The 26166-nt window shown below is 48.4% G+C and carries 21 protein-coding genes; 3 read left to right on the forward strand and 18 right to left on the reverse strand.

The window, feature by feature from the left end; all coding sequences use genetic code 11:
* Positions 1-159: 159 nt before the first annotated feature.
* From ACE3MQ_RS21415 to ACE3MQ_RS21440, 6 genes are all read right to left on the reverse strand, one after another.
* Positions 160-1062, reverse strand: a complete 903-nt coding sequence (locus ACE3MQ_RS21415; RefSeq protein ID WP_379396491.1) for a Gfo/Idh/MocA family protein — start codon at positions 1060-1062, stop codon at positions 160-162.
* A gap of 7 nt (positions 1063-1069) precedes the next feature.
* A complete protein-coding gene (gene sdaAA, locus ACE3MQ_RS21420; protein ID WP_379396493.1) occupies positions 1070-1954 on the reverse strand; it encodes an L-serine ammonia-lyase, iron-sulfur-dependent, subunit alpha in 885 nt (294 codons plus the stop codon).
* Positions 1951-2634, reverse strand: a complete 684-nt coding sequence (sdaAB, locus tag ACE3MQ_RS21425) for an L-serine ammonia-lyase, iron-sulfur-dependent subunit beta (protein WP_379396495.1) — start codon at positions 2632-2634, stop codon at positions 1951-1953. The genes sdaAA and sdaAB overlap by 4 nt, the downstream gene beginning before the upstream one ends.
* A gap of 20 nt (positions 2635-2654) precedes the next feature.
* Positions 2655-3722, reverse strand: a complete 1068-nt coding sequence (locus tag ACE3MQ_RS21430; protein ID WP_379396497.1) for a dihydrodipicolinate synthase family protein — start codon at positions 3720-3722, stop codon at positions 2655-2657.
* On the reverse strand, positions 3723-4739 hold the full coding sequence (locus ACE3MQ_RS21435; protein WP_379396499.1) for an NAD-dependent epimerase/dehydratase family protein: 1017 nt from the start codon (positions 4737-4739) through the stop codon (positions 3723-3725). It abuts the gene before it with no gap.
* Positions 4740-4835: 96 nt separating this feature from the next.
* Positions 4836-6155, reverse strand: coding sequence for a hypothetical protein (locus ACE3MQ_RS21440; protein ID WP_379396507.1), 1320 nt, complete (start codon positions 6153-6155; stop codon positions 4836-4838).
* Between the two features lie 516 nt (positions 6156-6671).
* On the opposite strand from ACE3MQ_RS21440, the gene ACE3MQ_RS21445 reads away from it, so the two are divergent.
* The gene (locus ACE3MQ_RS21445; protein ID WP_379396510.1) at positions 6672-7256 is read left to right on the forward strand and encodes a DoxX family membrane protein; all 585 of its coding nucleotides are present in this window, start codon (positions 6672-6674) and stop codon (positions 7254-7256) included.
* A gap of 190 nt (positions 7257-7446) precedes the next feature.
* On the opposite strand, the gene ACE3MQ_RS21450 is transcribed toward ACE3MQ_RS21445, so the two are convergent.
* The gene (locus tag ACE3MQ_RS21450) at positions 7447-8202 is read right to left on the reverse strand and encodes an exodeoxyribonuclease III (RefSeq protein ID WP_379396512.1); all 756 of its coding nucleotides are present in this window, start codon (positions 8200-8202) and stop codon (positions 7447-7449) included.
* 205 nt (positions 8203-8407) lie between these two features.
* Between ACE3MQ_RS21450 and ACE3MQ_RS21455 the strand changes: the two genes are divergently transcribed.
* The gene (locus ACE3MQ_RS21455; RefSeq protein ID WP_379396514.1) at positions 8408-9145 is read left to right on the forward strand and encodes a LuxR C-terminal-related transcriptional regulator; all 738 of its coding nucleotides are present in this window, start codon (positions 8408-8410) and stop codon (positions 9143-9145) included.
* A gap of 274 nt (positions 9146-9419) precedes the next feature.
* On the opposite strand, the gene ACE3MQ_RS21460 is transcribed toward ACE3MQ_RS21455, so the two are convergent.
* The 8 genes from ACE3MQ_RS21460 to pgmB all read right to left on the reverse strand — a co-directional run bounded on the left by ACE3MQ_RS21460 (position 9420) and on the right by pgmB (position 19990).
* The gene (locus ACE3MQ_RS21460) at positions 9420-10793 is read right to left on the reverse strand and encodes an amino acid permease (RefSeq protein ID WP_379396516.1); all 1374 of its coding nucleotides are present in this window, start codon (positions 10791-10793) and stop codon (positions 9420-9422) included.
* A gap of 96 nt (positions 10794-10889) precedes the next feature.
* Positions 10890-12131: a purple acid phosphatase family protein gene (locus ACE3MQ_RS21465; protein WP_379396518.1), complete on the reverse strand. Its 1242-nt coding sequence runs from the start codon at positions 12129-12131 to the stop codon at positions 10890-10892.
* Positions 12132-12303: 172 nt separating this feature from the next.
* Positions 12304-13752: an ABC transporter substrate-binding protein gene (locus ACE3MQ_RS21470; RefSeq protein ID WP_379396520.1), complete on the reverse strand. Its 1449-nt coding sequence runs from the start codon at positions 13750-13752 to the stop codon at positions 12304-12306.
* A 116-nt stretch (positions 13753-13868) separates the two neighbouring features.
* Positions 13869-14735 carry a carbohydrate ABC transporter permease gene (locus tag ACE3MQ_RS21475; protein WP_379396522.1) on the reverse strand — a complete coding sequence of 289 codons (867 nt, stop codon included), beginning with the start codon at positions 14733-14735 and terminating at the stop codon, positions 13869-13871.
* A 1-nt stretch (position 14736) separates the two neighbouring features.
* Positions 14737-15726 carry a carbohydrate ABC transporter permease gene (locus tag ACE3MQ_RS21480; RefSeq protein ID WP_379396524.1) on the reverse strand — a complete coding sequence of 330 codons (990 nt, stop codon included), beginning with the start codon at positions 15724-15726 and terminating at the stop codon, positions 14737-14739.
* 107 nt (positions 15727-15833) lie between these two features.
* Positions 15834-17168 (reverse strand): response regulator, encoded by a 1335-nt coding sequence (locus ACE3MQ_RS21485; RefSeq protein ID WP_379396526.1) that lies wholly within the window; start codon positions 17166-17168, stop codon positions 15834-15836.
* 2 nt (positions 17169-17170) lie between these two features.
* Positions 17171-18949 (reverse strand): sensor histidine kinase, encoded by a 1779-nt coding sequence (locus tag ACE3MQ_RS21490; RefSeq protein ID WP_379396584.1) that lies wholly within the window; start codon positions 18947-18949, stop codon positions 17171-17173.
* 408 nt (positions 18950-19357) lie between these two features.
* Entirely contained in the window at positions 19358-19990 is a 633-nt protein-coding gene (gene pgmB, locus ACE3MQ_RS21495) for a beta-phosphoglucomutase (protein WP_379396528.1), read from the reverse strand.
* A 344-nt stretch (positions 19991-20334) separates the two neighbouring features.
* On the opposite strand from pgmB, the gene ACE3MQ_RS21500 reads away from it, so the two are divergent.
* Positions 20335-20604 (forward strand): hypothetical protein, encoded by a 270-nt coding sequence (locus ACE3MQ_RS21500; protein WP_379396530.1) that lies wholly within the window; start codon positions 20335-20337, stop codon positions 20602-20604.
* Between the two features lie 11 nt (positions 20605-20615).
* On the opposite strand, the gene ACE3MQ_RS21505 is transcribed toward ACE3MQ_RS21500, so the two are convergent.
* From ACE3MQ_RS21505 to ACE3MQ_RS21515, 3 genes are all read right to left on the reverse strand, one after another.
* The gene (locus tag ACE3MQ_RS21505) at positions 20616-23039 is read right to left on the reverse strand and encodes a glycoside hydrolase family 65 protein (RefSeq protein ID WP_379396532.1); all 2424 of its coding nucleotides are present in this window, start codon (positions 23037-23039) and stop codon (positions 20616-20618) included.
* Between the two features lie 3 nt (positions 23040-23042).
* Positions 23043-25373, reverse strand: coding sequence for a glycoside hydrolase family 65 protein (locus ACE3MQ_RS21510; RefSeq protein WP_379396535.1), 2331 nt, complete (start codon positions 25371-25373; stop codon positions 23043-23045).
* Positions 25374-25514: 141 nt separating this feature from the next.
* Positions 25515-26141 (reverse strand): LysE family transporter, encoded by a 627-nt coding sequence (locus ACE3MQ_RS21515; RefSeq protein ID WP_379396537.1) that lies wholly within the window; start codon positions 26139-26141, stop codon positions 25515-25517.
* Positions 26142-26166 lie beyond the last annotated feature (25 nt).

The raw sequence follows: 26166 nt of genomic DNA on the forward strand, positions 1-26166 counted from the left end.
GTTAGAAAAAACCTTATATATCAACGTTTTTTTGATGTGGAATTTGCTAAACAGGTGGAAAATGCTATATAAAAAATTTTGTTTTTTTCTATTCTCGACATATCGCCACTTTTAGGATCCCAAACGACCGGTTTTAAATCAGCTGTATATGGTAGGTTCTTACAGCAATACTGACTGCCCTAACCTTTTACTTTCCTCGGCTGCCTCTATAAAGCGAATGATCTCTAAAGTCTCTTTCCAATCTAATGGAGATTTATGACTATCGAATAGAATCATAATTTGCTCAAGTAAGCTAGCGTAAAAAGGCTTTGCGCTAGAATCAACCTCGATCAACGAGGTTTGGCCTGCTCGGCTAATCGTTGCGACGAATGGACTTTCTGGCAAACGGTTGAGCTTAACTGTTCCCGTACGCCCACCTTTCCAATGAGCAGCTATTAAATCATGCTCTTCTGTAGACGTAACGCTAACTTCCAGGCAACCTGTACCCATAATTGCATAAAGAAGCTCTATCGAATGAATTCCATACCAATAATAGTAGGATTGGGTCGGCTCCACAGCCAAAGGGCCGCCAACAACGGCCCGAATCACGGTCGCCGGGTTCTCGCGTACCAAATCATCTGTTATTTGCTGTGCATATCTTAAAGCCGAGCAGCTCATAATCGGAAGCTGATATTGCTGCGCGATCCGAAATATCTCTTTAGCATTCATCGTGTCTAAAGCTAAAGGTTTGTCAATAAAGACCGGCTTGCCGTATGGAGCTATTCGCCTAAATTGGTCAAGATGTACCCGGCCATCCGCAGATGTAAGCAAAATTGCATCACAGCTCGCAGCAACCTCTTCAGGAGAACTCAATCTACGAACCCCGAATTCAAGCTCCAGCTTTGCCATAAAACCTTCTACTCGATCCGCACTAAGCGGAAAATCTTCAGAACCGCCTAAAAAAGCTGCAACAACCTTCCCTCCCGATACATGATTCGCATCGGATGAGTCGTTGAGCAGCCTAGTAAATGCAACAGAGTGGGAGGAATCCGTACCAATAAGACCTATTTTCAAATAATCCACTTGCCTATCAACTCTCCTCTTTTTCATAAAGCTCTTTCATAATTTTTCTGCCCGTAGGAGTTTGAGCAAGTCCGCCCATCGCCGTCTCCCGATGCTTCTCAGGCATTGCACTGCCAACCTCAAGCATAACGTCGATTACTTCATCCGATGGAATAACACTCTTGACACCGGCAAGAGCCATATCTGCAGCCGCCATTGCCGTAACGGCACCAAAACCATTACGAACGATGCAGGGAACTTCCACCAATCCCCCGACCGGATCGCATATAAGGCCAAGCGAGTTTTTCAACGCTAATCCTACCGAATGAACAGCCTGCTCCGGTGTACCACCGCGAAGTTCCACCAATGCTCCAGCTGCCATGCCAATCGCAGAGCCTATCTCTGCTTGACACCCGCCTTCGGCACCTGACACGAATGAGTTATTCGCGATAACATAGCCGATTGCTCCCGCACTAAAGAGGCCATGCACCATATGCTCATCGCTCCAGCCAAATCTCTCCTGCGAGCTAACGAACACACCTGGTATAATGCCGCAGGAGCCTGCCGTCGGAGTAGCGATAATTCGCCCCATTGATGCATTGATCTCAGAGACCGCTAAAGCATACGCCATCGCGCTGCAAGCCTCCGTCCCTAAAGAAACGACCCCGTTGTGCATATAAGTTCGAACTCGCTTGGCGTCTCCGCCCGTTAATCCACTACGGGGTTTCAATTCGCTGTCTATTCCTTTGTAAACCGCTTCTTTCATAATGTCATAATACGCGGCCATTTGCTCCAACACTAGCTCAGTGCTCTTCCCCGTCTCTACCGCCTGCTCCGTAATCATCAGCTTCCCTATCGTAACGGATTCTTTAACGCATAATTGTATCAATTGCTCTAAATTAGAGAACCTCATAATATATCCCCTTTGGAAGTGAGATTAATAACGCGAACCATGTAAACATCAGGTATTTCAGCGATCTGGTCGATAAACTCGGTACGCAATACCTCATCACTTTCAATAACGGTTATAGCATCCCCACTTCTGGACTTTCGATCAACCTCCATGTAGCCAATATTGGCATCAGCATGCTTGAAGATATCTGTCATTTCAGCTAAGATCCCCCGGCGATCCGCATGAAAGATTAATAGGGTTGGGTAGATTGTCGTAAACTTAACATCGAAATCATCAATACCTACGATTTCAATATTGCCGCCACCGATGGAACACCCTGTCACAATTACCTTCTGCTCCCCTCTGCGAAGAATAAACCTTGCCGTATTGGGGTGCATACCCGCCTTCTGAGCTGTTCGAAGCTGCACTTCCATCCCAGCATCCTTTGCCTTTTCAAAAGCATCTCTGATACGCATATCATCAGTATCGTAATTTAGCAGACCTGCGATAATAGCAAGATCCGTACCGTGGCCGCGATAGGTTGTAGCGAAAGATCCATAGAAAAGGATTTCGGCATGCTCCGGCAATCCTCCGAGCACATGTCTGGCCGTTCTTCCCAACCGAACTGCTCCGGCGGTATGAGAGCTGGAGGGCCCCACCATGCTCGGACCGATAATAGAAAATACATCCTTAAACCGCATGTTTGAGTCCTCCTGTTTTATTAGTTGTCAAGCCACTCTGCAAGATGTGCGGACACAAACTCATCATCGTGTAGTTGTGGATAATCCCGATATACACGATCAATCTCCTCCATTTGTCCCGGAGACAACGTTTCATTTGGATTCAAACACCATGTGCCTTGCAGCAAGCCTTGGCGACGCAGTACTTCATGTATACCTGGTATACAGCCTTTAAAATGATGTGCGGGGTCAAAAAATGCAGCATTCGCATCTGTTACTTGTACGTTTCTCATTAACCATTCTTTTGACAGCTCTCCATGCTTTCGGGCAATCTTAATTTCCTCCAACAAATCTACGGCCTTTTTCGTCCAAACCGCCCAATGACCTAGTAATCCTCCGACAACGGTCTTCTCGATCGTTTCACCAGCGACTTCAAAGCGATAAGTGGTCAATAAATCATTGATTATATTATCATCATTGCCCGTATATATTGCGATTTCATCTCGTCTGCTGGAATAACACACAGCACGTACAACATCAATCGTCTGGTAGCGATTGAAAGGAGCAACTTTGACAGCGATTACATTGGGGATTTCTGCAAATTTGCACCAAAAGTCAAAACTGAAGATCTGACCACCTACCGATGGCTGTAAGTAAAAACCGATAACGGGCATAATAGCCGCTACCTGCTTTGTTCTCTCCAGGATGTCTTCCTCACTCCAGTCCGTAAGCCCTCCCATACTCAAAAGTGCTGCATCATAACCTAGTGATTGTGCAAATCGTGTTTCATTAATTGCTTGTTCTGTAGGCCCACAAATCCCTGCCACCTTAATAAAGGGACGTTGTATATTCGCCTTCGCGATTTCTTCCGCGGCCATTCGCAGAACAGTCTCAAATAAATTGTAGGGTTCATCGCGAATTTCAAATTGTGTCGAATGGACACCGATGGCGATTCCACCTGCTCCTGAAGCAGCATAGTATCGAGTTAACGCACGTTGATGTCGTTCATCCAGCTGTCGATTCTCATCCAAAGCTAGAGGATGTGCTGGTATAACAAGCCCTTCATGTAGCGCTTTCAACAATTCGGCGGAAAGTGTGGCAGCAGTCATTTAATATTTCCCCTTTCTTTCTTGGAAATGGGTCGGTTTATTCCATGTTGCTCCGTCAGCTTGAATCCATTCAACCAGCCAATCAATCATTTGAAGTAATGACACAGATGGGTATCCAAAGCGCTGATGTGACTTCGATGCGTTATTCAACAGCGCAATCTCTGATTCTGTACCTTCAAACAGGGCCTCTTTACCCATACGCTTCGCAAATTCTTCAGCAGCCCAACGAATAGACATCGTTTCTGGCCCGGTAATATTCATAACAGTTGGTGGATTCGAACACTCTGTTAAGCAACGCAACGCCATCTCATTGGCATCTCCCTGCCAAATCACATTGGCGTGCCCCATAGTCAAGTCAATCACTCGTTGTTCATTCACAGCCTTTGCGATTTCCAATAGCACACCATAACGCATATCAATCGCATAATTCAAACGATAGAACAGCATTGGCGTTCCGTTTTTATGGGAATGATATTCAAAAATACGCTCGCGACCTAAAGTTGATTGTGCGTATTCTCCTAACGGCTCAGGCGATACCGACTCATTTGCCCCACCACTCCCAATAGGCATGAAGGGATAAATATTACCCGATGAAAATACAACAATTCGGGAATCCTTAAATTTCTCCGCTACTCTGCCTGGCAAATAAGTATTCATCCCCCATGTAAAATGCTCTCTGCCCGTTGTTCCAAATTTATTACCAGCCATATAAATGATATTGTCTGCATGAGGCAATTGATTAAGCTCATCATCATTCAATAAGTTACAGGAAATCGTCTCAACCCCTGCCGCCTCTAGCTCGCGTCTTGCTGCTTCGTCTGAAAAACGTGATACACCGATAACACGCTTGTTTAATCCGCCCTCACGGATCGCATTTTTAGCCAGCCTAGCCAAGCTTGGCCCCATCTTTCCGCCTACTCCAAGAATCATGATATCTCCGTCTACTGAAGAAAAATCCCTTACTAAGTCCTCAGAGGGCTCAGCTAATTTCGCTTCCAGTTCCTCAAGTGTTTTCATGCGATTTTCCCCTTTCTAGTATGAATCTAACCCCATCATACCTATAAAAGTGATATAAAGACAAATCTTTAAATCGTCTTTAAATCGATAAATAAATTAATTTATCGTTTTATCTTTCAAAAAAGAAAATCGGTAAATTTGCCGTGGCCTTCCTTTCGGAACCTTCTCCACACCCGAAATATCAACGAGTCCATTATCGATCCAGAGTAACAGCAACCGATGAGCACTACGTACCGTAATATCAAGCAAAGCAGCAAGCTCATGAACCATATATTCATATTTGCCGTACTTCGCTGTGTAAGATAGCAATTTGCTTAAATAAGCGCTTGTCATACCAGCTTCTTCTGCTCTTTTGATAAGTTCCGCATGCGTTGGCGACAATACGTTTTGGATGGGATCTGCCATTTCGAGAGGGCCGATCAGCGTCTGATCCTCACGAATAATAAAGCAGATATTTCCCCCAGCTTCAATCGATTTGCGAAGGGCGATCCTGGCATTTGTCCCCGCTTCATTAGCCGAGGTTCCAAACCCTACTCCCAAGCTTAATGTAATCCCTAATGAATGGTTGGCGTCTTTGGCTAATGGAATCGTTTTGTAGCCACCCGTTTCCCTCTCAAAAATCCCCCTAGTGGTAAAGAATAAATATTCATCTCCACCTAGCGGTGTCAAGTAGCCATCAAGCGATTCAACATAGTCCAAGACCATACGATGAATATCCAGCTTTAGCTTTTGAACCTCATGCTCATTATTCCGTTTCATCACCAACTTGCCGAAATCATCGACCTTAATCATCCCAACGACAATTTGCGATTCTTTATTGCGGCGAGATTCCGTTGATAGAAGCGCACGCTCCAACGTCACGCTCATGTCCTGATCCGAAGGAATTAGCCATTCGTTCGCAGCCTGAAGATCAGACAACTTCCGTGCTACGGATTCCACCCCTGTAATAGCGAATGAGCATGCACCTGTGCTCAACAGGTTATGATGAAATGCAAACAGCTTGTCCGGTGAGGCATGAGCAGGACCGCTATAAACAACCACCTTCGTCTGCTCGATCCCAAGGTCTTTGAGCGCACCCATAACCATGGATTTCGTAAGCGAATCTACAGATATGCCGCCGCTGAGGTGACCTGTCTGTAATGCACGAAATAATGTTTTGTACAGCCCTGCTCCCGTTAGTGGTACATAATGCACCGGAACCGTTACATTGATGTTTTCTTTAACTTTACGATGCGAGTGCGCACCGAATAATAGAAGCGCCTCTACTTCCAGCATCAACGTTTCAACGGCAGACGGGACTTGCTCCTCATCATTAACTATCCGTACAATCGGAGTAAATGTAGGAAATGCCTTTATAACCTTCAGTAGCTTATCTACGACATACTGCATGCCAACGATTCCAATCTTAATTTGCATATGCACGGGTCATTCCTTTCAATATTTCGCAAGCCTCTTTGTGACGACTTTTGCTTTAAACAAGATCTTGTTCCCGATAGTTAGTTCATGCTTGAAAACTCCAATTAAATTGGCCATATTATCCTTTTTCCTCATACTAGTACATACTTCATCTCGTGTAACACGCAGAACTATCTTATCATTTTTTGCAAGTAAATTCGTAACTTTAACGCTCACTCCCGAAATAATCTATCCTGAGATAGGTATTATCCTTATAACATTATCATTCGTATAATCATTCGTATATTCCGCGATAATCATTTGATTGAATTCGGAAGCACTCTGATTCGTTCCACCGATGAGACGATTATTACATAATCCAATGTAAGTGACTTAACCTACCATTCCAGACGAGCTTGTCAGTGCTTTGAGATTAATAAAAAACGAAATATCCAACTTTATCCTTTGCTATCTATATAAAATGTTATACGATTAAAAAATAATTTGCTAAAATTTGAATCAATAGGAGATGATGCAATGACGATTAAAGATGAGTTGCGAGGGAAAAACATCATTATTCCTGACAATCCGGTATCGAATTTTTTGTTTAATAACACGAGATCGGCCCTTTTGTGGTTAGTTATTCGACTGTATTTGGGTTATGCCTGGTTAACCGCGGGATGGCACAAGGTAACTAGCGATCAGTGGGTTGGGAGCAATGCAGGTGCAGGCCTGACGGGGTTTGTAAAAGGGGCGCTTGGCAAAGCCGCAGAAGGAAAGGACGTAACAGGCTGGTATGCTTCATTTCTGGAAAATATGGTTCTGCCCAATGCCACGCTGTTCTCCTATTTCGTTGCTTTCGGTGAACTGCTCGTGGGCCTCGGCCTGATCCTTGGCTTACTGACGGGGATCGCAGCCTTTTTCGGCGCCTTCATGAATGCAAGCTTCCTGTTCGCCGGAACCTTGAGCACGAATCCGCTGCTGTTTATACTCGCAACCTGGATTGTGCTGGCCTGGAAGGTGGCCGGCTGGTATGGATTGGACAGATGGGCGCTTCCGCTTCTAGGAACGCCATGGAGTAATCGCAAACGGAATAAGGGCGACCAATCGACTGCCACTTAAATCAGGAAGGGTCGAAGGCAAATCTGCCTTTATAGGGAATCTACAATCAAGTTTGCAGGCCGCAACAGGTTGCCGATCGGTGACCTATTGCGGCTATTTTTATACGACGAACTCTTGCTCATTCCTCCAGAACTTTTCTATTTCCGAGTATTAACTAGCCGCCGCCACAAGCTTGATGATTTAGCAAAAATTAATCCGCCATCTCCAGCGTGACAGGACAATGGTCGCTGCCCATTACATGGCAATCGATCTGCGCGTCTACCAGCTTCTCGCTTAGCCGAGCGGAAGTCAGGAAATAATCGATCCTCCAGCCGATGTTCCGCTCCCTTACTTTCGGCATATACGACCACCAGCTGTAGACATTATCCCGGTCAGGATAAAAATAACGGAACGTATCTACGAACCCGGCCTCGAGCAGCTGCGTCATTTTTTCCCGTTCCTCCAGCGTAAAGCCGGAATTGCCGACGTTCGATTTGGCATTTTTGATATCAATTTCCTGATGCGCGACATTCATATCCCCGGTTACGATAACGGGTTTATGGCGATCCAGCTCTACCAGGTAACGACGAAACCGCTCCTCCCACTCCAGCCTGTAAGCCAGCCTGGATAAGTCTCGCTTCGCATTCGGCGTATACACATTTACCAGATAGAACGCCTCGAACTCCAGCGTAAGAATCCGCCCTTCCGGCTCCGATTCCTCTTCTATGCCATATCGCACGGAAAGCGGCTTGATTCTCGTAAACACAGCGGTTCCGGAATAGCCCTTCTTCTCCGCATAATTCCAATACTGCTCATACTCCTCACCCAGATCGAGGTCAATTTGTCCCGCCTGAAGCTTGGTTTCTTGAACGCAAAATATATCCGCATCCGCCGCTCGGAAATAATCATAAAATCCTTTATTGACACACGCTCTAAGTCCGTTGACATTCCATGACACCAGTTTCATATCTCTGTCTCCCTTGCCTATCACCATGGATAATAATCTAGTATAAATGATCTTTAGTCCTCTTTGCTGCAACCATAATTCCTCTTTATTTTGAAGCTTTAACTCCGATTTTACAATCTTTATTCAAAATTTACGTTGGCCGACCCGATAAATAGGAAGAGAACTGCTTTTTTCGAAATGAACGGTAGTAAGGGGGTCTCAATTCATGTCAGAAAAAATAGATGTATCACATCAGCCGTCCTCAACATCAACCGCCGCCTTTACATCCAAATCGGATTTTGAGCGTATCTTGCAAAACAATAAATCTCTTACGGCCATATTTCAGGACTGCATTGCCAACATTAAGGAGCATTTATCAGGCACTTACTTGTTTCTGCTAACCGATGCCGAAGGCGTACTGCTGGCTATGGACTATTGCCAAAACCTGCAGGAGATCGTACGCCAATCCGAAATTCGCGTTGGGATGTATTTTACGGAGGAGAGCTGTGGCGTAAATGCAATATCCGAGGCGATGGCCCGCCGCAGTCCAATTTATTTGCCGCCTGAAGAGCACGAAAGTCCCTTCTTCAAAAACTGGCACTGCTTCTCCACGCCGCTGACCCTTGGTTCGCGAACGATAGGCTACCTCGACGTCTCCACCATTAACGCAAATATGAAAAGCGAGCTGATCGCCATCGCCAAGCTGCTTCCGGGCAACATGCTGAGTCATCTGCAAAATTTCCCCGAGCCGCCGTTGGTGGAGGAACGGCCTATTCAACTGACGGAGCGCCAGCTGCATGTGCTGAGGTTGATCTCCCAAGGCCAGACGGTCAAGTCCATTGCCCTTAAATTAAATATTAAAGAATGCACCGTGAACCATCATAAAAAAATCATCTTCGAGAAGTTCGGTGTTCAATCCAGCACAGAAGCAGTATCGGTTGCCAGTCGGCTGTCCTACTTATAGACGTTAATCTTATCTATCCCTATACATTCTTATAGGTGAAGTATGCAATTACGTATGCTAAGATTTTCTTAGATACCTGAAGCAAAACAATACCCTAAATCTCGAAAAATCATAGTCCTGACCCATTATAGGGAAATGGTGTGAAATGGACGGCACAATGATCGGCTCAATCGGGTTCGCTGATCATTGTGCTGCCATAACGCATCTTGGGACGCATACCCAAAAGAGGAGGCAGCGATGGACGCTGCCTCCTCTTTTGTATACTCCCGGGGGACTATGTTAGCTCTCCCTCCTGCCTCGGGCGCCGTACCTTACTTCTATTCCTGCTTCTGTTCTTGCTCCAAATCCGTTTCATCAACAACGTTATTCCTCCGATCAATAAGACGAAACCCAAACTAATCCATAAGCCCGGGCGGCTCGTGTGATGGAACACGGTTCCGCTTACCGCCAAAGCAATGATCGCAGTGCTTATCCAACGCTTCGTCCGGCCCCAGCCGTTTAACTGCAGCAGCCTGCCTGACGTGAAGAGAATGAACATCCAATTGTACATCAGCATCAAACCGGCTGCAGTCGTCACATACTCATACATTTTCTCCGGCATGAAGAGAGCTAACAGAATGGAGCCGGTCAGAGCAAGGGCCGTAACTCCAATCGCGAAGTAAGGAGTTTCTCTCTTCCCGCGGCTCACCTTAGCGAACAGCGGAGGGGCATCTTTATTTTTGGCTAACGTTACAAGTATAGTAATGACAGCAAACAGTGAGGCAATCATCGTTGAGAACCCGGCAATAATGAAAGCCCCATTAAAAAGATGCGGCACAAAGCTCAAACCATAGCCTTTCAGCGAAGCGACAAACGGACTTTCTTTAGAACCCATGGTGTTCCAGGGAACCAGGCTCAGCGCCAGCACCAGGGAGGCCATATAAAGAATCGCCAAGGTTCCGATCATCCAGCGTCCCGCCTTGGGAGCCTCCTTGGGATCTTTTAGACGTATCGCCAGAAGTCCCATCACCTCGATGCCGCCAAAGGCGTAGAACGCATAAATGAGACTGGACCATCCGCCTAATGCCCCTGTCGGGAACACAGGCATCGGCCAATTGGGGGCGTGCTTGCCCCCGCCGAGCCAGCCCAGAATAGCAGCGCCGGCAATCGCCAGAAAGGCGATGATCGCAGCCAGCTTCATGACCGCAAACAAATGCTCTGCCCTTTCGAACCCTTTTGTCCCCAAAATGATGATGACCAGGCCGAGTACTGCATAAACCAAAGCGAACATCCACATCGGCAGTCCTGGGAACCATAGGCGGGTAAATAGGGAAAGAGCTGCCATTTGACTTCCCATAATTAAGATCTCCGAAGAAAAATACACCCAACCGCTGCTGAAGCCAGCCCAGCGCCCAAAGCCTTTTCGCGCATAAACGCAAAATGAACCTTCCTGAGGGTCTTGCGAGCTCATGCGGGCGAGTACGTCAAATACGACAAATGTTCCGATCGCAGCCAGTACAAACGCTGGAATAATCGCCGGCCCGCCGATCTGTATGCCGACGCCTGTCCCAAGAAAATAGCCCGTGCCGATAGTGCAGGCTACCCCCATTAACGACAACTGCCACCATTGCAGCGGTTTATCCTTTGCTCCTTTGCTTGTCTGGTTCAACGCATAGACTCCCTTATCGATGTATTTGCACCAATCATGGGTTATTGTGCTGACAAGGGGACGTAAATATTCCGAATATTCCGGGGATTATCATTGCTAATTATGCTGTGCCAATACGATTTCATCCAGCAGCTTCCCATCCACGTCATAAGCCTGATAGGTCAGTGTGTTTCCGTTAATCGTAACCCCAGCAAACATTTGCTTCCCATTTTGAAAATGTACGGCATGATAGAACCGCTCCCTCTTCTTCTCATTAAATTTCTGTCCAGCCGTATTTATAGTGACATACACTGTCCCTTCACCGGGCGCGACGACTTCCCCGCCACGAACCGGATAAGAACGCGAATATTCGTGATTATGTCCCTGCAGCACCAGATCGACGCCGAACTCATCGAACACCTCGGCCCATTCCTGCACTTTGCTATAGCTATTGCCGCCGTACACCGGACGATGGATCGCTGCGATTTTCCATGGCTTGTCCGTGCTTTGCAAATCCTGGCGAAGCCACTCGGTCTGACCGCCAATGTTGGATTCCGTATTTAAAATGATGAAATGCGCATCTCCATAATCAAACGAGTAAGAGGTGCCGGGAAGAGATCTTTTCGCCCCGTTATCCGGTAAATTGAAATGGCTGGTATATCGCTCAGCCTTTCCGTCTATTTCGTCATGATTGCCTGTAACCGGCATAAGCGGAATGCTAGGCAGCCACTTTGACGCCTTGCCGAAGAAATGATCCCACGCTGACTCATCCTCTGGATTTTCCGTCAAATCCCCGTTATGAATGATAAACCGGGCTCCCGAAAAAGCCTCAAAGGCCTTGTCCAGCGTTTTGCCCCACAGCTCGAAATCCGCTTCCGTCTCCCCTTGCGAGTCTGCAACATTTATAAATGTGAACGCATCCTCAGTCTCCCGCTCCGTCGTAAACACGGCCGGCTCGCTCCAGCCCTTTGTTTGCCCGTTTCCCACCCGGTAAATGTACGTAGTACCCGGTTCCAGGCCAGTGACCTCAACTTGATGAGCGGTATTCTTCTGCCCTGCGCCGATATCGACAATGGTGGATTCCGCCCGATAAGTCAACACATCGCTTTCCTCCAGCATTCGAGCATCGATACCCTGAGTTATCTGCAGCTTCCCTTCCGAGGAATCCGCCTCTCCGGTATACCATGTAAACGCCCTGGTAGTACGAGCATCTCCTTTGATCGTAGCAACCAATGATTTGGGTTTGCCGGGCAGATCAGCAGCTCTATCTCCGCCTTGCAGCCATTCCAGCCCGATCACCCCGACAAGTATGGCGGCACACAGACTAGCAAGCCATCCAATACCCTGAACCCCTTTCATCAAGCGCCTCCTCCTTCGGATCATGTTGTCTACGATTTTTCACCTTCCAGAGTCCATTGTCAACGAAATGGCGCGAACTTTCAGCCCACTTTCAGGTTGCATGCTCCTCCAGCACGACCTGAGAGGGCAAAAAGCGGCTCCGTCATGCGGAACCGCTTAATCAAACCATCTATTATTTTTGTTCGATTTTATCAAAATAATGCTCTTGCACAAATTGTGCAGCGATATCGAGCTGTTTCTGAGAATCCGTTCCTTTCTTCGAGAACGACTCTTGTACTACATTGGACATCGTCGCATAGTAGTCCTGTGTGCCGAACTGTGCTTCCGGCTTGCCTTCCAGCAGGCTGAAGAGCTCCGGATCATATTTGTATACGTTATCGTATTTTTCATATATCGCCTTCACTTTTGCCGCGTACTCGGAATCGTCACTGAAATATTCCAGCGGTGTCGGAACAAAGTATTTTCCTTCGGCTTTGCGAGCCTGAATCGTATCCTCAACAGACTTCAATGCCTCATCCGTAAAATAATCAAACGTGATGTAACGGAAAGCCATTTCCTGTTCATCCTTCGTTGCGTTTGGATTAATAACGAGATAATTTCCGCCTAGAATCCCATAATGCTTTCCGCCCTTTTCTGCGGCAGGCATCGGATAAGCCACGACGTCCTCCGGCTTCATGCCGCCTTCATTCAATGCCGCTTGGAGCACGTCAAACGCCCCGGCAATGACCATCGCCGTACGGCCCTGCTGGAAGGAACTGATTGCATCGCCCCAGCCCAGCGCCCAGTCCTGCGGAATGGCATTCGCTTCCCATCTCAGCTTCTTGTAGAAATCCAGCGCCTTCACGCCGGCTTCGGAGTTGAACACCGCCTTAACCTTGCCATCCTCCACCGTTTCGATATCTCCGCCGGCTTCAAACAGGAAGTTCGTCCAGTTCCAGCCCGCCTCATTCCCTTTGCCCATCGGGGCAATCCCGGAAATGCCCTTCTTCGGATCGGCAGCCCCCTTGGCTACGTTGTACATATCATCCCAAGTCCAGTCCAGGGCAGGAAGTGTAATTCCTTTCTCTGCCGCCAGCTTCTTGTTCACGATGGTTGACGTAATATAACCGTTCTGTGTAACGCCATATATTTTGCCATCTACGTTGAACTGGTTCTGCAAAACGTCGTTCATCTGATCCTTATACTCCCAGTTGTTCCACAGCTCCGTAATGTCGGCGACCCAGCCGCGTTCTACAAGGAAATTCGCTTCCGTGGCCCAGGTGTTATAAAATGTCGGAGCCTCGTTGGAGGCCATTTTCACGCCGATTTCATTCACATCATAGGCCCAATCGTCCTTAATGATTGTCACGTTCGGATATTTCGCCTGGAAACGGGCAATTTTATCGTCCTCCTGCTGTCTAAGCGTTGTTTCGTCCGGTAGTGGATAATGAACTTTAATCGTTATTTTCCTTGCGGTAATATCGTCGGTTGTCCCTTCAGGTTGCGCGGAATTGTTGCTGCTGCCCCCATTGCTTGCCGTGCCTCCATTATCTTTGACCTCCGCATTGTTTCCGCCGCCGCAGGCCGCAAGCAGCGATCCGGATAGCAGAAGGCACATCAGTACTGCTGTGAACTTGCGCATCGATACTCCCCTTTTCCATAATGTTGTTGGTTACATCTTTATCATAGAAGACGAATAGTCTGCATACGATGTGCATTCATATGGCGATCATGTGCAAGGCTACGGAATTGTCAACGCTATCCTTTTACCGCCGACAAGCTGACGCTGCGCATAATGAATTTTTGGAAGACTAGAAATACGAATATCGGTGGAATCATAACCATAAATAAAATATTGAATTTAATGCTGCTGTCCAGCGACCTGGCGTTGATCACGTATTTGTATATCGCCGTGGCCAAGGTGTATTTATCCTCCGTATGCATGACGAGCGAGGGCCAGAACCAGTCGTTCCAGGCTGTAGAGAAAATGAAGATCGCCAGCGTAGCGAAAATCGGAACCGAGAGCGGCAGCGCAATCCGCACGAAACTGGTCAACTCCGAGGCGCCGTCAATTCGTGCCGCTTCAAAAATTTCCGGGTGGATGCCGTCAAAGAAGTTTTTAATAAGCAGAAAATAGTACGCGCTCGCTCCCGCTGGAAGCCAGAACGCCCAATATGAATTCAACAACCCCAATTCCTTCAGATTCACGAAATTCGGAATCATATAGCTGGCCGCCGGGATGAACAGCGTCATCAGAATGAAGAAGTACACCGCCCGGCTGTAAGGAACGCGGATACGCGAAATGCTGAAAGCCGCCAGCCCAAGCACCAGCACGGTCATGAACAGATTACCGACAAAAATCAACAGCGTATTTTTTAAAAATATTGGAAGCTTGATATAGTTCCAGCCCTTCGTGAAGTTCTCCCAGTGCCATTCCGTCGGAAAAAAGCGGGGCGGAAACGTATTGATCTCCTGATTCGTTTTTAGTCCGTTAAACATCGTCATGACGATTGGATACAGCATGGTAAAGGCCATTGCCGCAATGCATAGCACCATAAAAGCGTACACCGCTTTATTGAGCGGCTTCCGCAAATCGGCTGCCGATAGAATCCCTCTCTCTTCCATTTCAATAATCCTCCTTGTTCAGCTTGTATTGAATGATTCCAAGAGTACTCAGCACCAGAAACATCAGAACCCCCAGTGCGGTACCTGCCCCGTAATCAAGCTGAGTGAAGGCATATTTCACCGTAAGAAGGGCGTAGGTGAGCGTAGCCTTGTTCGGACCGCCGTCCAGCATTGCAAGCTGCGACTGATAAGCCTGGGAGGTGCCGATAAGCTGCAAAATCAGCATCAATACAATCAAATTTCGCATCGATGGGAGAGTAATGTATTTAATCCGGCTCCAGACGCCGGCTCCATCGATTTCCGCCGCCTCATACCAATCCTTCGGAATACTCAGCACCCCGGCCAAGTAGATCAGCATCGCTGACCCGAATTGCTGCCAGGTCTCCATGACGACCAGCGAGACCATCGACCACCTGCCGTCCGAAATGAACGAGATCGGCTCGGCTCCGAACAAACCCAGCAGCGCGTTGATCGGCCCGACCGGATCATACATCCATCTCCACATCCCGTACAGCACGACGCCGGGAACGACAAACGGCAGATAAGCAGCAATCCGGGCGAACCCTTGAAAGAACTTTAGCTCGGATATGGCAATCGAAGCCGCAATCGGCACCCAGAAGCCAATGATCAACGTTAATAGCATGAAATACAGCGTATTTCTGACGGCCAGAAGCACATCTGGATTATTGAAAATTTTGATATAGTTATCGAAGCCGACAAACGTGTTCCCTTTCACAAAATCAATATTGTAGAAGCTGTACACGATTCCCTTCGTGATCGGCACCCACAAGAACACGATAAAAATAACAATCGCCGGAACAAGAAATAAATACCCCCACATATATTTCTTCCAGATGGACGCTTTCTTCGATTCCTTATAGACTTGCTTCTCTGGTTCGTTGTGCATTTGCTTCTTTCCTGATTCCTTGCCCGTTCGCTTCTCCGGCTCCTTGGTTATGGAGGTGCCGGGAGATATCAGCGTTTCATTCATGAGACTCCCTCATTCCCCTGTAATGTCTGAACTTGAAACCTTTCTTATATCTTAAAAAAACGAGGGAGCCCCGAACATGTGTAAAACTATGCGAACTATAGCCGTTCTTACTTCTTCAGCTCACTAGGACTGACGCCGAAATATTTTTTGAAAATTTTACTGAAATGCTCCGGGGATTCGTAGCCGACTCGCTCGGCGATTTCGTAGCGGCGAAGGTCGGTATTCAAGATGAGAGATTTGCTCTCCTCCATACGCAGCTTGATGACGTATTCCCACAAGTTATGGCCGGTGTTCTTTTTGAACAAATAGCTAAGATAATTAGGACTGACATGGTTCTTCTTGGCCACATCATGGATGGTCAGCCCTTTCTGATTGTAATTCTCCTCAATGTACAGCCTTGCGCTCTCAACGATTCGATTGCTCTGTGTCGTAAGCTCTTCAGAAGAGGGATCCTGGCTGTAGTTATGCCAATTGAAGTCGCCGTAATAGAACACATGGTAATCCCCATCCTCTCTGCCCCACAGCATCGCTTTATTGGCCTGTTGACCCAGCAAGGTCAGGAACTCCGTCCCCTTCAAAATTTGGCTGATTCCGATCAAGGAAACCAATCCCAAATATTTATGAACATAATGGTGCAGGCTTCGCCCGAACATCTCGAGCTGATTGATTTTGTTGATATCCAGTTCGGCATACTCCTCCTCATTCCATTGCAGTACTATACTGATTTCCCGCTCTTCAGAATAACAGGACAGCGCCTTCCATTCCTTGTAAAGCAGCTCCTTGGCTATATTCAGCGCAGCATACTGGAGCAATCGGCGATCTTTAGCGCTATAAGCACTCTCGCCTTCGCTCGGTAAATCCAGCTTCATTTTAATCACGGCAAAATAAGGCCCGCGAAGCCCCAGCTGGCAATGCAGCAGCGTTTCTTCTTCCGTTGCCATCCCGGCTGCTGCAAGGGCAGAGCCAGCCAGCAAGCGCTTTAGCCCTTCGCTTTTCTCCGGGCCGAGCTCCTCCATTTGAAAATGCTCCGCCTCCGGTGCCAAAAAGTCATCGATTGGTGGAACCGGCTTATCCATTTTGAGCAGGGCGTTACGCACTGAATCGAGAAATTGCTCGCTGTTCAGCGGTTTGATCAAATAATCCTTAGCCCCTAGCCTGAGTGCCATTTGCGCATATTGAAAGGTTTCATGAGCTGAAATTATAATCGTTTGTACCCACGGCTTGATCATTTTTGCCTGCTGCATAAGCTCAATACCGCTCATTTCTCCCATTTGAATGTCCGTGACAAGCAAATCAATATCTTCTATACGAATGTAGTCAAGCGCTTCTTGCCCGCTATAAGCGGTATGAATGGCGCCTAAGCCAAGCCCGGATCCATGGAGCAACCCCGCCAAGCCCTTGCAAATCAACGGTTCATCGTCAACGACCAAAATATTGTACATGTTTACTCCCCCTGGCCTTGAAAAGATTTGGGTAAATGAAGCATCACCTTGGTTCCGCCTTCCGAACGTCCGCTATAGCTCAACCCGTAAGCTGCTCCAAAATGCAGCTTGATTCGCTGATTAATATTGCGAATACCGTAACCAAACGCTGGATGCGGGTTCTCCTCGTTAAGCAGCCGATTAATCATTTCATAATCCACTGTCTTATAGCCGTTGTCCTCTATACAAATGTACATATTCTTTTCATCCCCCGAAGCGCTAATCCATATTTCGCCGTCTTCCCCCATATGCTTAACCCCATGAATAATCGCATTCTCAATGATTGGCTGCAGTGTGATTTTAGGAATGACGGCGGGAAGCAATTCCTCCGGGATATCGATGAAAATACGAAACTGATATTCGTACCTGTGCTGCTGCAGCTTGATATAGGCCGAAGCATGCTCCAGCTCCTCCTCAAGTGTAATTAATTCTCTGCCCCGGCTAAGACTGATTTTCATCAGCTTGGACAATTCCTTGATCATTTCGGCAGAAGCGGTATTGCCTTCCATCGCGCTTTTCCAATAGATGCTTTCCAGTGTGTTATACAGCAAATGAGGATTGATCTGCTGATACAAAATTTGCAACTGGCTCTCCTTCTGCTTCAGATCCATGGTGTACTTATAATGCACAAGCGCATTTAAGCGGCGAGCCATATCATGTATCGTGTAAATCAGCACGCTAATCTCGTCATTTCTCCCCCGCCTCGGTGTCTCCGGTACGACATTCCCCGGCTCATATCTTCTCACGAAATACACCAGCCGCTGCAGCGGCGTCATCAGCGAACGCCAGAAATATAGCAAAATAAACAGACCCACCGCAAAATAAACGATAGAAATAAGCTGAATCACCTGCTTGATCTCGTTTTGCTGCTGGAGCAGTGCCTGTAAAGGCACCTTATATACAAGCTTCTGTTGGAGAACGTAATTATAATTAATGACATAAATAAACTTGTCGGTAATTACATCCATTACTCCGATCATCGAATCACCGGAATTTGCTTCCGCAGGCAAGCTAAGCACAGCCTCGTGTTCAGGCGTACTGGCTGCAAGAACCCGATTCTCCCCATCCGTAAAAAAAAGCTCCCCCTCCGGAAGCGATACAGTTCCCAGTGATTCGCCAATTCGGGCATCCAAATTCGTCACAACCAATACGCCAATCGTGCCATTTTTGTAAATGCTGTTAATTGCCCGGATGTAGGCCAGCGTTTTTTGGCTGCTCTGTCCTTTCGTCGGCGGAGACAGATGCTCCACCAGTCTCAAATAACCCCGGCCCTTTTTCTCAATTGCCTCGTTGAACCATTCCGGCTTCTCCTCATCGGCAAAGAAATACACGCCGGATTTCCGAGGCCCTGGATAAAAAGGCGCGAAGCTGTATGTATTTAGAGGATCGTAAACGTACAGCGAATAATACAACGGCTCGCGTTCATCGCTAGCTTGGGAATAAGTCGCTAGAAATTTCTCAAGATTTTCGTAGTTTTTTACCCGTTCCAAGACCGTCTCCTCGGTTGAAACCGGATTTAACTGCTGCAGCAGCGAATTTTGGAACACGGTAGAGCTCACCTTGTTGATCGCTTCGATGTCACGGCTAATCAGCTTGAAATTTTGCTTGTTCAACTCGATATAGGCATTCGTCACATGGCGTTTCAAAATCTGCCCAGCCCTGTAGTTACCATAGGCATTTAAAACAAATAACGGAATGATCATGACTAAAAAAAGTAAAATAAGCTGCTGCTTCACATTCATCTTGTTCAACGGATTTTTTATTTTCAAATTCACTTGCCATGCACCCCCGGCACTTTAACTATATCAATTATGAAAACGGGCAAGTATGCGCGTTTCTACGCACATGATAAGCATTTCTCCGATTCGTTTCGTATTACGACATATCGGATGCCAACTCGAGCCGGTAACATCATGCTTTCACTGCTCCCTGTGCGGACGATGCGGGATCGGCGCATGCTTGAATGGCTGTCGACCATCCGCCTTCTCATTTCAATATTGAATCTGCTTAGGCAGGCTTCTTGTCTGTAATTCATGAAATTAGCCTTAGACTAGTGAAATTCCTGCAATGGCAAAAAAACCGACCCTGCTAGAGCAGGATCGGCTTGATAGTCTGCCTACACCATCCAACCGCTTATCATGGCCAAAACCTTAAATCAGTTCATCTAGTCCGGCGATCACGCGATCTGCCCCATGCAAAACATCAGGGCTGCCGATCCCCACAACCTTGCAGCCAGCCGCCTTTCCCGCCTGCACGCCAGCCGCGGCATCCTCAAACACGACGCACTCGGGCGGTTCCAGTCCAAGCGCAGCGCTAGCCGCAAGAAATACCTCGGGATCCGGCTTGGCTTTAGACACTTTCGTGCCGTCGATCACTGCGTCGAACAGCTTGGTGATGCCGAGCCGCGACAAAATAAAAGCCGCATTTTTACTAGCCGAACCTAGCGCAATTTTAATATCTGCTTCTCTTAATGTCTGTAAATATTCCTTGGCACCCGGCAAAATCTCGGAGGGATCCAGCTTGGAAATATAGTTCAGATACTCTCTGTTTTTTGCTTCTGTCATCTCCATGCGCTCCGTCTCCCCGGCCTCTATCCCTCCGATCTCAAGCAGAATGCGCAGAGACTCCGCTCGGCTAACCCCTTTAAGCCGCTCGTTATCGACTTCTGTAAATTCGAATCCAAGCCGCTCGGCCAGCGATCGCCAGGCTAAGTAGTGGTATTTGGCTGTATCTACAATCACGCCGTCCAGATCGAATATTGCGCCTTTCACCGTTTCCAGCATAGTGCTCTCTCCTTGCATGATCCAATTTTATGCTTTCAGTATCTTAAGTTATCTTATAAAAACGTCTATCATCGTAATTTTTAACTAATATAAGTTGAACGGTAAAAGCAGCCGTGTGAAATGTTCTTTCGAAATTATACGACTTTTCGTACAAAACTGCCGCGATCGACTGCTTCGAGAGCTCTTTGTACGATTTTTCGTACAAAGTTGTTGCGGTGGACGCGTTCGGGAGCGCCTTTGTACGACTTTTCGTACAAAACTGCCGCGTTCGGCTGCTTCGAGAGCTCTTTGTACGATTTTTCGTACAAAGTTCTTGCGGCGGACGCGTTCGGGAGCGCCTTTGTATGACTTTTCGTACAAACCGCCGCGGATCGGCCGCCTCGGGAGCGCCTTTGTACGACTTTTCGTACAAAGTTCTTCCTGCAGCCGAGAAGGTCGGAATCCGCCTGTTTTCTTTCTACACCGCACGCAGCTCCCAGCGCACGGTGTTTCGCTGCATGACGGCGGTCGGTCGACCACATGCGCCTCCGTATAACCATCAATTGAATAGCGTGGACAACGATGGCAATGGCCATAAGGCAAATACGAGCATAAGGTTAGTTCAACTTATATAGAAAAACTGCGCTTAGCGGATATTTTGACTAATCTTTTCTCCCGGCCGAACAAAAACGATATGATCGCCCAACTGAAACTCCAGGCTGCCGGCGTTCTCCGCAAGCGCCTCGACAGTAATCTCTTCTTGACCGACGCGAACTCGATAAGATTGATTCAGCAAATGGAGCGGAATCTCAACGCTGCGCCATTTTTCCGGCAAAGAAGGCTTGATGCGAACTGTCTTGCCGTCAAATCGCAATCCCGCAAAACCAAGCACCGCCGCCATCCAAGCCCCTCCGTTCGCCGCTGGATGGGTGCCGCCGATATACAAATCGCCGACATACTGCTTAGATTCCCCTGTCAAATCTATCGTTGCCGTACGCATGAAATAGGGATAACCCCAATCAGGAATGCCGATATCCGCCGCAACCAGGGCATAAATGCAGGAGCTTAAGCTCGAACCATGCTCTGTCCGCGGCTCGTAGTATTCCCAATTAGCGCGCTTCGTGTCCCGGTCGTATTGTTCTCCAAACAAGTGCAGCAGAAGTACTACATCAGCCTGCTTCAAAATTTGCGTCGTCGTTGCTAGACCATTCCCCCCGCCAAGATATTCATGGGGGTTCAGCATTCTTGATTTCAGCTCTGGAAGGGATACATCCTCCAGCTTATAATATCTGTCGAACTGCTCAATAAGCCTGCTGCTCGGATCCGGCTGCTGGACATACAGAAGATCATGCATTTCCTGAATTTGCTCAGGAGTGACGACGCTGCGGGATATCAAGGCATCATATCGCTTGGGGCGCTTCCCCTTTAAGTAATCAAGTGCTTCCAGCGTAATAGACAGGCATTTCTTGACCATCTCATTAGTAAAGGCGTTATTGTTCACCCGTTCATGGTATTCATCCGGGCCGGTTACATCGAGAATTTCGTAACGCAGCTTCCCCGGGTTAAAGTAGGCGTAGGAATAAAAAAATCTCGCGCATTCCCACACTACTTCCACTCCTCCGTCCAGCAGAATGCTATCATCCCCGGTAAACCTATAATACTGCCAAATGCCGTAAGCGACATCCGCGCTAATATGAATCTGTTTGTCGCGGAAGTAGGTTCGCATTGGACGACCGGTGAAGACGTCGTTGACGTTGAACAGAGTACACGCATCGTTGCCGGTCTCCTGGCTCTCCCAGGCATAAAACGCGCCTTCATAGCCATATTCGGCCGCTTTTCTCTTCGCACCGTCCAACGTATGTACCCGGTACATCAGTAGATTGCGCGCAACCTCGGGCTGTGTATACAGGAAGAACGGAAGCATGAACATCTCCGTATCCCAGAACACCGCCCCTTTGTAGACCTGACCGGATAAGCCGCGTGCCGGGATCGACAGCTTCTCAGAATGCCCCGGTGAAATGATATGCAGCTGATACAGACTGTAACGGAGTGCAAGCTGGGCCTCCTCATCGCCCTCAATGACTACGTCTGAGCGACTCCATTTCTGCTCCCAGCTCTCGGCATGCTCCCGCAGTAATGCATCGTAACCGCACTCGGCCGCCTCCCGGCTGCACTTCAGAGCGGCTTGACTTACCGCCCCTCCATCTAATCCTGTAGATACCGACACGTATTTATAAAACGTATACGTCTCTCCCGCTAAACAGTGCAGCCTAATTTCCCGATAAGCAAAACCTGCCCCAACCTCTGTCGTGCTTTCGCTCCCCACGTTGACCTTTCCTTCGACCTCTCCTCTGACACCTGCTCGGGCTCTAGCCTCAGCCTCCGAACCAACTGCTGCTTTGTCACCCGGTCTTTTCTCTACTGGAGCCGGCATCTTCCCCTGTGCCAGGGCATCCGCTGCCGCCTCGCCGGGCACGCAAACCAGACCTTCCGCTACGGCTACCGGCACGTGCAGCTCTTGCGTTCTCCCGGCAAGTAGCAGGCTGCCTTCCGCTTCTGAACCTGTCAGCCCTTCCAAATGAGGGCCGTTAATATCCCATACATCTCCGTCAATGCCTGTACGGATCAGCAATTCCTGATCCTCACTGCACTGCACAGAGATTTTGCTCACAATGAGATGCAGCCGTTCTGCGCTGCAAAACCGCTCTGCGCTCAACGTAATCCGTCCACTGGCCGATCCGGGAGTGCGGAACACCGTCCGGCGGCGATGCACCGCATGCCGAATATCCAGCTCCTGGACATGCTCCAGTGGCCCCGAAGACAGCACACTGAGCAACTCTCCATCACAGAAAACCTGAGTGAACAGCCCATTTGGAGCATTCACCGGCTCCCGCCAATTATCTCCAACCTGGTCATAAAGGCCGGCAAGTGTCGTGGCCGTCAGCTCAAACCTGCCGTACTCCTCCAACGTTCCACGATAGCCCATATAGCCGTTGCCTATCATGAATTTGTTCCCGTTTGTCGTCACTCGCTGCTTGTCATAACCCTTTTCCCGTATGATCCAGTTCATCGGCTACCCCACCTTTGCCTGCTCGAGGCCGATCTTAACGCCTGAGGCATCCACGCGATAGCTGCGTTCATAAATATCAATGTCTACAGCAGGGCCGTTGACGACACGCAGAACCACCTGCTCCTTGTCGACTTCCGCCACCAAGCGGGTTCCCCGAAATGAAATCGGGAAGCTGTACCGTTCCCAGCGATCTGGAATGCTCGGATGGAACACCAGCTTATCCCCATCCGAGCGCATGCCGCCAAAGCCGTATACGATGTTCATCCAGGCTGCGGCAATCGAGGTCGTGTGCAGTCCCTCCCGCGTGTTACGGTTGTAGTTGTCTAGGTCAAGACGCGTAGCGAACTCGAAGAATTTGTAAGCCTCCTCCGGTCGGCCGATTTCGGCAGCGATTATCGAGTGAATGGACGGCGACAGCGAGGATTCGTGAATGCATCTCGGCTCATAGTAATCGTAATTGGCTCGCTTTTCCTGGAGGGAAAATTCACTGCTGTACAGGAACATGAACATTAGCACATCCGGCTGCTTGATCATGTCATAACGATACAGCCGATCATAAGACCAATGCGAATAAAGCGGGAATTCCGTCACCGGAATGGAGTGGATATCCAAATGCGGCATATCGAAGAATCCGTCATGCTCCTCGTAAATTCCCGTCTTTTTATCCTGAGGGATTTTCATGCGGTCGGCCTTAACCCTCCAATTCGCCTGCTCTTCCTCCGTCAATGCCAGACGCCTCGCCAGCTCGGCAAATGCGCCGGAATCTCGCATTCCGTCGATCACCTCCAGCGTGTACTCAAACAGCTTTTTGGCCATCCAGTTGATATAGCAATTGTTGTTGACCATCAGCTGGAACTCGTCGGGCCCCATTACGCCAAAGTAGCCAAATTCCCCCGTCTGTTGCCCAAATTGCCCACGGGTTGCGTAGAATCGGCTAATTTGAATCAGCATTTCCAAACCTTTTTCATATAAAAAAGAAATATCTCCCGTAATGTTCACATAATGCCGAATGCCATAGGCCACCGCCGTACCTACATGCAGCTGCAAATTCGAATGCTGCCATAAATCGCAGCTTTCCGTTCCATCAATCGTAGCGATTGGATAAAATGCGCCCTCACAATCCAGTTCTTTCGCTCTTTCTAAGGCATAAGGCAGCGACTTGTATCGGAACTCCAGCAGGCTGCGGGCCGCCTTCGGATTATTGAATATATAAAAAGGCAGGCAATACGACTCCGTATCCCAAAAAGCAAGCCCGCGATAAGCTTCGCCAGTCAAGCCTTTTGCCCCAATGTTAAAGCCCGGATTGTCACCATGGTACGTCTGGTACATTTGAAAAATACAAAAACGAATTCCCTGCTGATTCTCTGGATCTCCGTCAATAACAATGTCGGACGCCTCCCACACCTGCGCCCAATACTCCCGCTGCTGCGCAGCCGCTGTATCATAGTCGATGTCCGCATACCGCAGCGCCAACTCCAGCCCGTCGTGCCACACCTCCTCATGTGCGCGGTTTACATCTTTTTCCGCCATATTCACCGTCAGCTTGTCCATGGTCGTCCGTTTGCCCTGTTCCAGCCGCAATAGCAGCTCACGACCGATAAAGCTGTCGTTTCTATTCCCGCCATTACCATTCCCTTCAGCTTCCGTCACTAGCACGTTCTCAATTACATTAGAGGCCTCCAGCTGGAAACCGGAAAACAAACTGTTTTTGGTCTGCGCAGTCATACCGAGTATGCCGGTAATCCCATTCTCCTCCCGCCGTTGCAGTGCTTCCCAATATCTGCGCCCCTGATCCTCATGCAGCACGGAAAAATCCAGCCCCGCCAAAACCCGGACGGTACCGGAGAAGTTAAGCGGCTCGAAGCTGATTCGCTGACAGCCTAAATGCGATATACGCATACTTACAAAACGCTCGAACGTCAGCTTAAGGCGATTTCCGTTAGCCAGATGCCAGACCAGCTCCCGTTTATATACGCCGCTCTTAAAATCCAGCTCGCGCCGATAATCCGAGAACGTGCTTGTCGCCATATCAAGGATTTCGCCGTCCACGGCAATCCGTGTATACAACCAATCAACCGCATTGACCATAAAGCGCAGCGATTTGATAATTCCTTTGTAATGCGCGTCTACCTTGCTTTCCTCAAACAGCCCGTTAAAGTAACTCCCCAGCAGCGTATCACCGCCATATCCTTCTTCCGGATAACCCCTGACTCCCATATATTCGTTGCCCAATGAAAAAATCGACTCCGACACCCGGTTGCGCACCGGGTCAAAGCCCTCCTCCATCACTTTCCACGGATCTACCGCCAAATATTTGTCCGCGATCTTTGGCATGCTTTCGTTCCACTCCTTTGTGCTGATACTGTGCGTCCTGACGCCTGACGCTAGCCCTTTCCAGCTTTATCTCCAGATTAGCCAAAGAAGCGCGGATGCCAAATGTCCAACTCTAAGGAGCTTATGTGCGTTTTTACGATATTACCCGATCAACTCGAGATAGGCCTGCCAGCCGAAATAAAGGCCGAAGGCGATCAGCGACCACCCCGAGAGAACAGAAATTCCCGTTAAGAGGCGCGGCGTCAAGAATCGGCGAAATCCGCTGGACATGACGGCCATGGACAAATCCCAAATCATGAGCCCTAGTATAACGGCGGAGGTATACAGCACCAACTCCTTCATTCCGTAGGTTTGAGCCGCCTTTGCCAAGATCGAGCCGTAAATGCCTAGCCAGAACATAATCGACAGCGGATTCGAGATAGATAAAATGAATCCTGTGCCAAATGATTTATACAAGGATTCCTGCCTAGCATTCCGGTACTCTGCCACTTCCTTCGCTCCCTTAAGCCCGTCCCATCCGCTGTAAATGAGCACAAAACAGCCAAACAACCATAAGAAGGATTTAACAAAAGGAATCTGCAAGAAATGAACCGTGCCAAAATATACGAGAGCAATAAAAATAAAATCAGCTAGCAGAGAGCCGAGTCCAAGTATCCAAGAATTCCAGAACCCGCCTCGAATTCCCCGATCCATCTGTGCGGCATTGATTGGACCGATCGGCGCAGCCAGCGACAGTCCCAGTAGGATATAACTCAAAAACAAGCTCATGCCCTCATCCTCCCATCCCATCGCT

Source organism: Paenibacillus lentus, from assembly GCF_042714055.1.
In the GTDB taxonomy this organism is placed as follows: Bacteria; Bacillota; Bacilli; order Paenibacillales; family Paenibacillaceae; genus Fontibacillus; species Fontibacillus lentus_A.

What these genes read in the sequence shown, in the direction of transcription:
- sdaAA (WP_379396493.1), bottom strand. Translation starts at nt 1,954, where the DNA reads ATGAGGTTCTCTAATTTAGAGCAATTGATACAATTATGCGTTAAAGAA.
- sdaAB (WP_379396495.1), bottom strand. Translation starts at nt 2,634, where the DNA reads ATGCGGTTTAAGGATGTATTTTCTATTATCGGTCCGAGCATGGTGGGG.
- ACE3MQ_RS21430 (WP_379396497.1), bottom strand. Translation starts at nt 3,722, where the DNA reads ATGACTGCTGCCACACTTTCCGCCGAATTGTTGAAAGCGCTACATGAA.
- ACE3MQ_RS21435 (WP_379396499.1), bottom strand. Translation starts at nt 4,739, where the DNA reads ATGAAAACACTTGAGGAACTGGAAGCGAAATTAGCTGAGCCCTCTGAG.
- ACE3MQ_RS21440 (WP_379396507.1), bottom strand. Translation starts at nt 6,155, where the DNA reads ATGCAAATTAAGATTGGAATCGTTGGCATGCAGTATGTCGTAGATAAG.
- ACE3MQ_RS21445 (WP_379396510.1), top strand. Translation starts at nt 6,672, where the DNA reads ATGACGATTAAAGATGAGTTGCGAGGGAAAAACATCATTATTCCTGAC.
- ACE3MQ_RS21450 (WP_379396512.1), bottom strand. Translation starts at nt 8,202, where the DNA reads ATGAAACTGGTGTCATGGAATGTCAACGGACTTAGAGCGTGTGTCAAT.
- ACE3MQ_RS21455 (WP_379396514.1), top strand. Translation starts at nt 8,408, where the DNA reads ATGTCAGAAAAAATAGATGTATCACATCAGCCGTCCTCAACATCAACC.
- ACE3MQ_RS21465 (WP_379396518.1), bottom strand. Translation starts at nt 12,131, where the DNA reads ATGAAAGGGGTTCAGGGTATTGGATGGCTTGCTAGTCTGTGTGCCGCC.
- ACE3MQ_RS21470 (WP_379396520.1), bottom strand. Translation starts at nt 13,752, where the DNA reads ATGCGCAAGTTCACAGCAGTACTGATGTGCCTTCTGCTATCCGGATCG.
- ACE3MQ_RS21475 (WP_379396522.1), bottom strand. Translation starts at nt 14,735, where the DNA reads ATGGAAGAGAGAGGGATTCTATCGGCAGCCGATTTGCGGAAGCCGCTC.
- ACE3MQ_RS21480 (WP_379396524.1), bottom strand. Translation starts at nt 15,726, where the DNA reads ATGAATGAAACGCTGATATCTCCCGGCACCTCCATAACCAAGGAGCCG.
- ACE3MQ_RS21485 (WP_379396526.1), bottom strand. Translation starts at nt 17,168, where the DNA reads ATGTACAATATTTTGGTCGTTGACGATGAACCGTTGATTTGCAAGGGC.
- ACE3MQ_RS21490 (WP_379396584.1), bottom strand. Translation starts at nt 18,949, where the DNA reads ATGAATGTGAAGCAGCAGCTTATTTTACTTTTTTTAGTCATGATCATT.
- pgmB (WP_379396528.1), bottom strand. Translation starts at nt 19,990, where the DNA reads ATGCTGGAAACGGTGAAAGGCGCAATATTCGATCTGGACGGCGTGATT.
- ACE3MQ_RS21500 (WP_379396530.1), top strand. Translation starts at nt 20,335, where the DNA reads ATGACTTTTCGTACAAACCGCCGCGGATCGGCCGCCTCGGGAGCGCCT.
- ACE3MQ_RS21505 (WP_379396532.1), bottom strand. Translation starts at nt 23,039, where the DNA reads ATGAACTGGATCATACGGGAAAAGGGTTATGACAAGCAGCGAGTGACG.
- ACE3MQ_RS21510 (WP_379396535.1), bottom strand. Translation starts at nt 25,373, where the DNA reads ATGCCAAAGATCGCGGACAAATATTTGGCGGTAGATCCGTGGAAAGTG.
- ACE3MQ_RS21515 (WP_379396537.1), bottom strand. Translation starts at nt 26,141, where the DNA reads ATGAGCTTGTTTTTGAGTTATATCCTACTGGGACTGTCGCTGGCTGCG.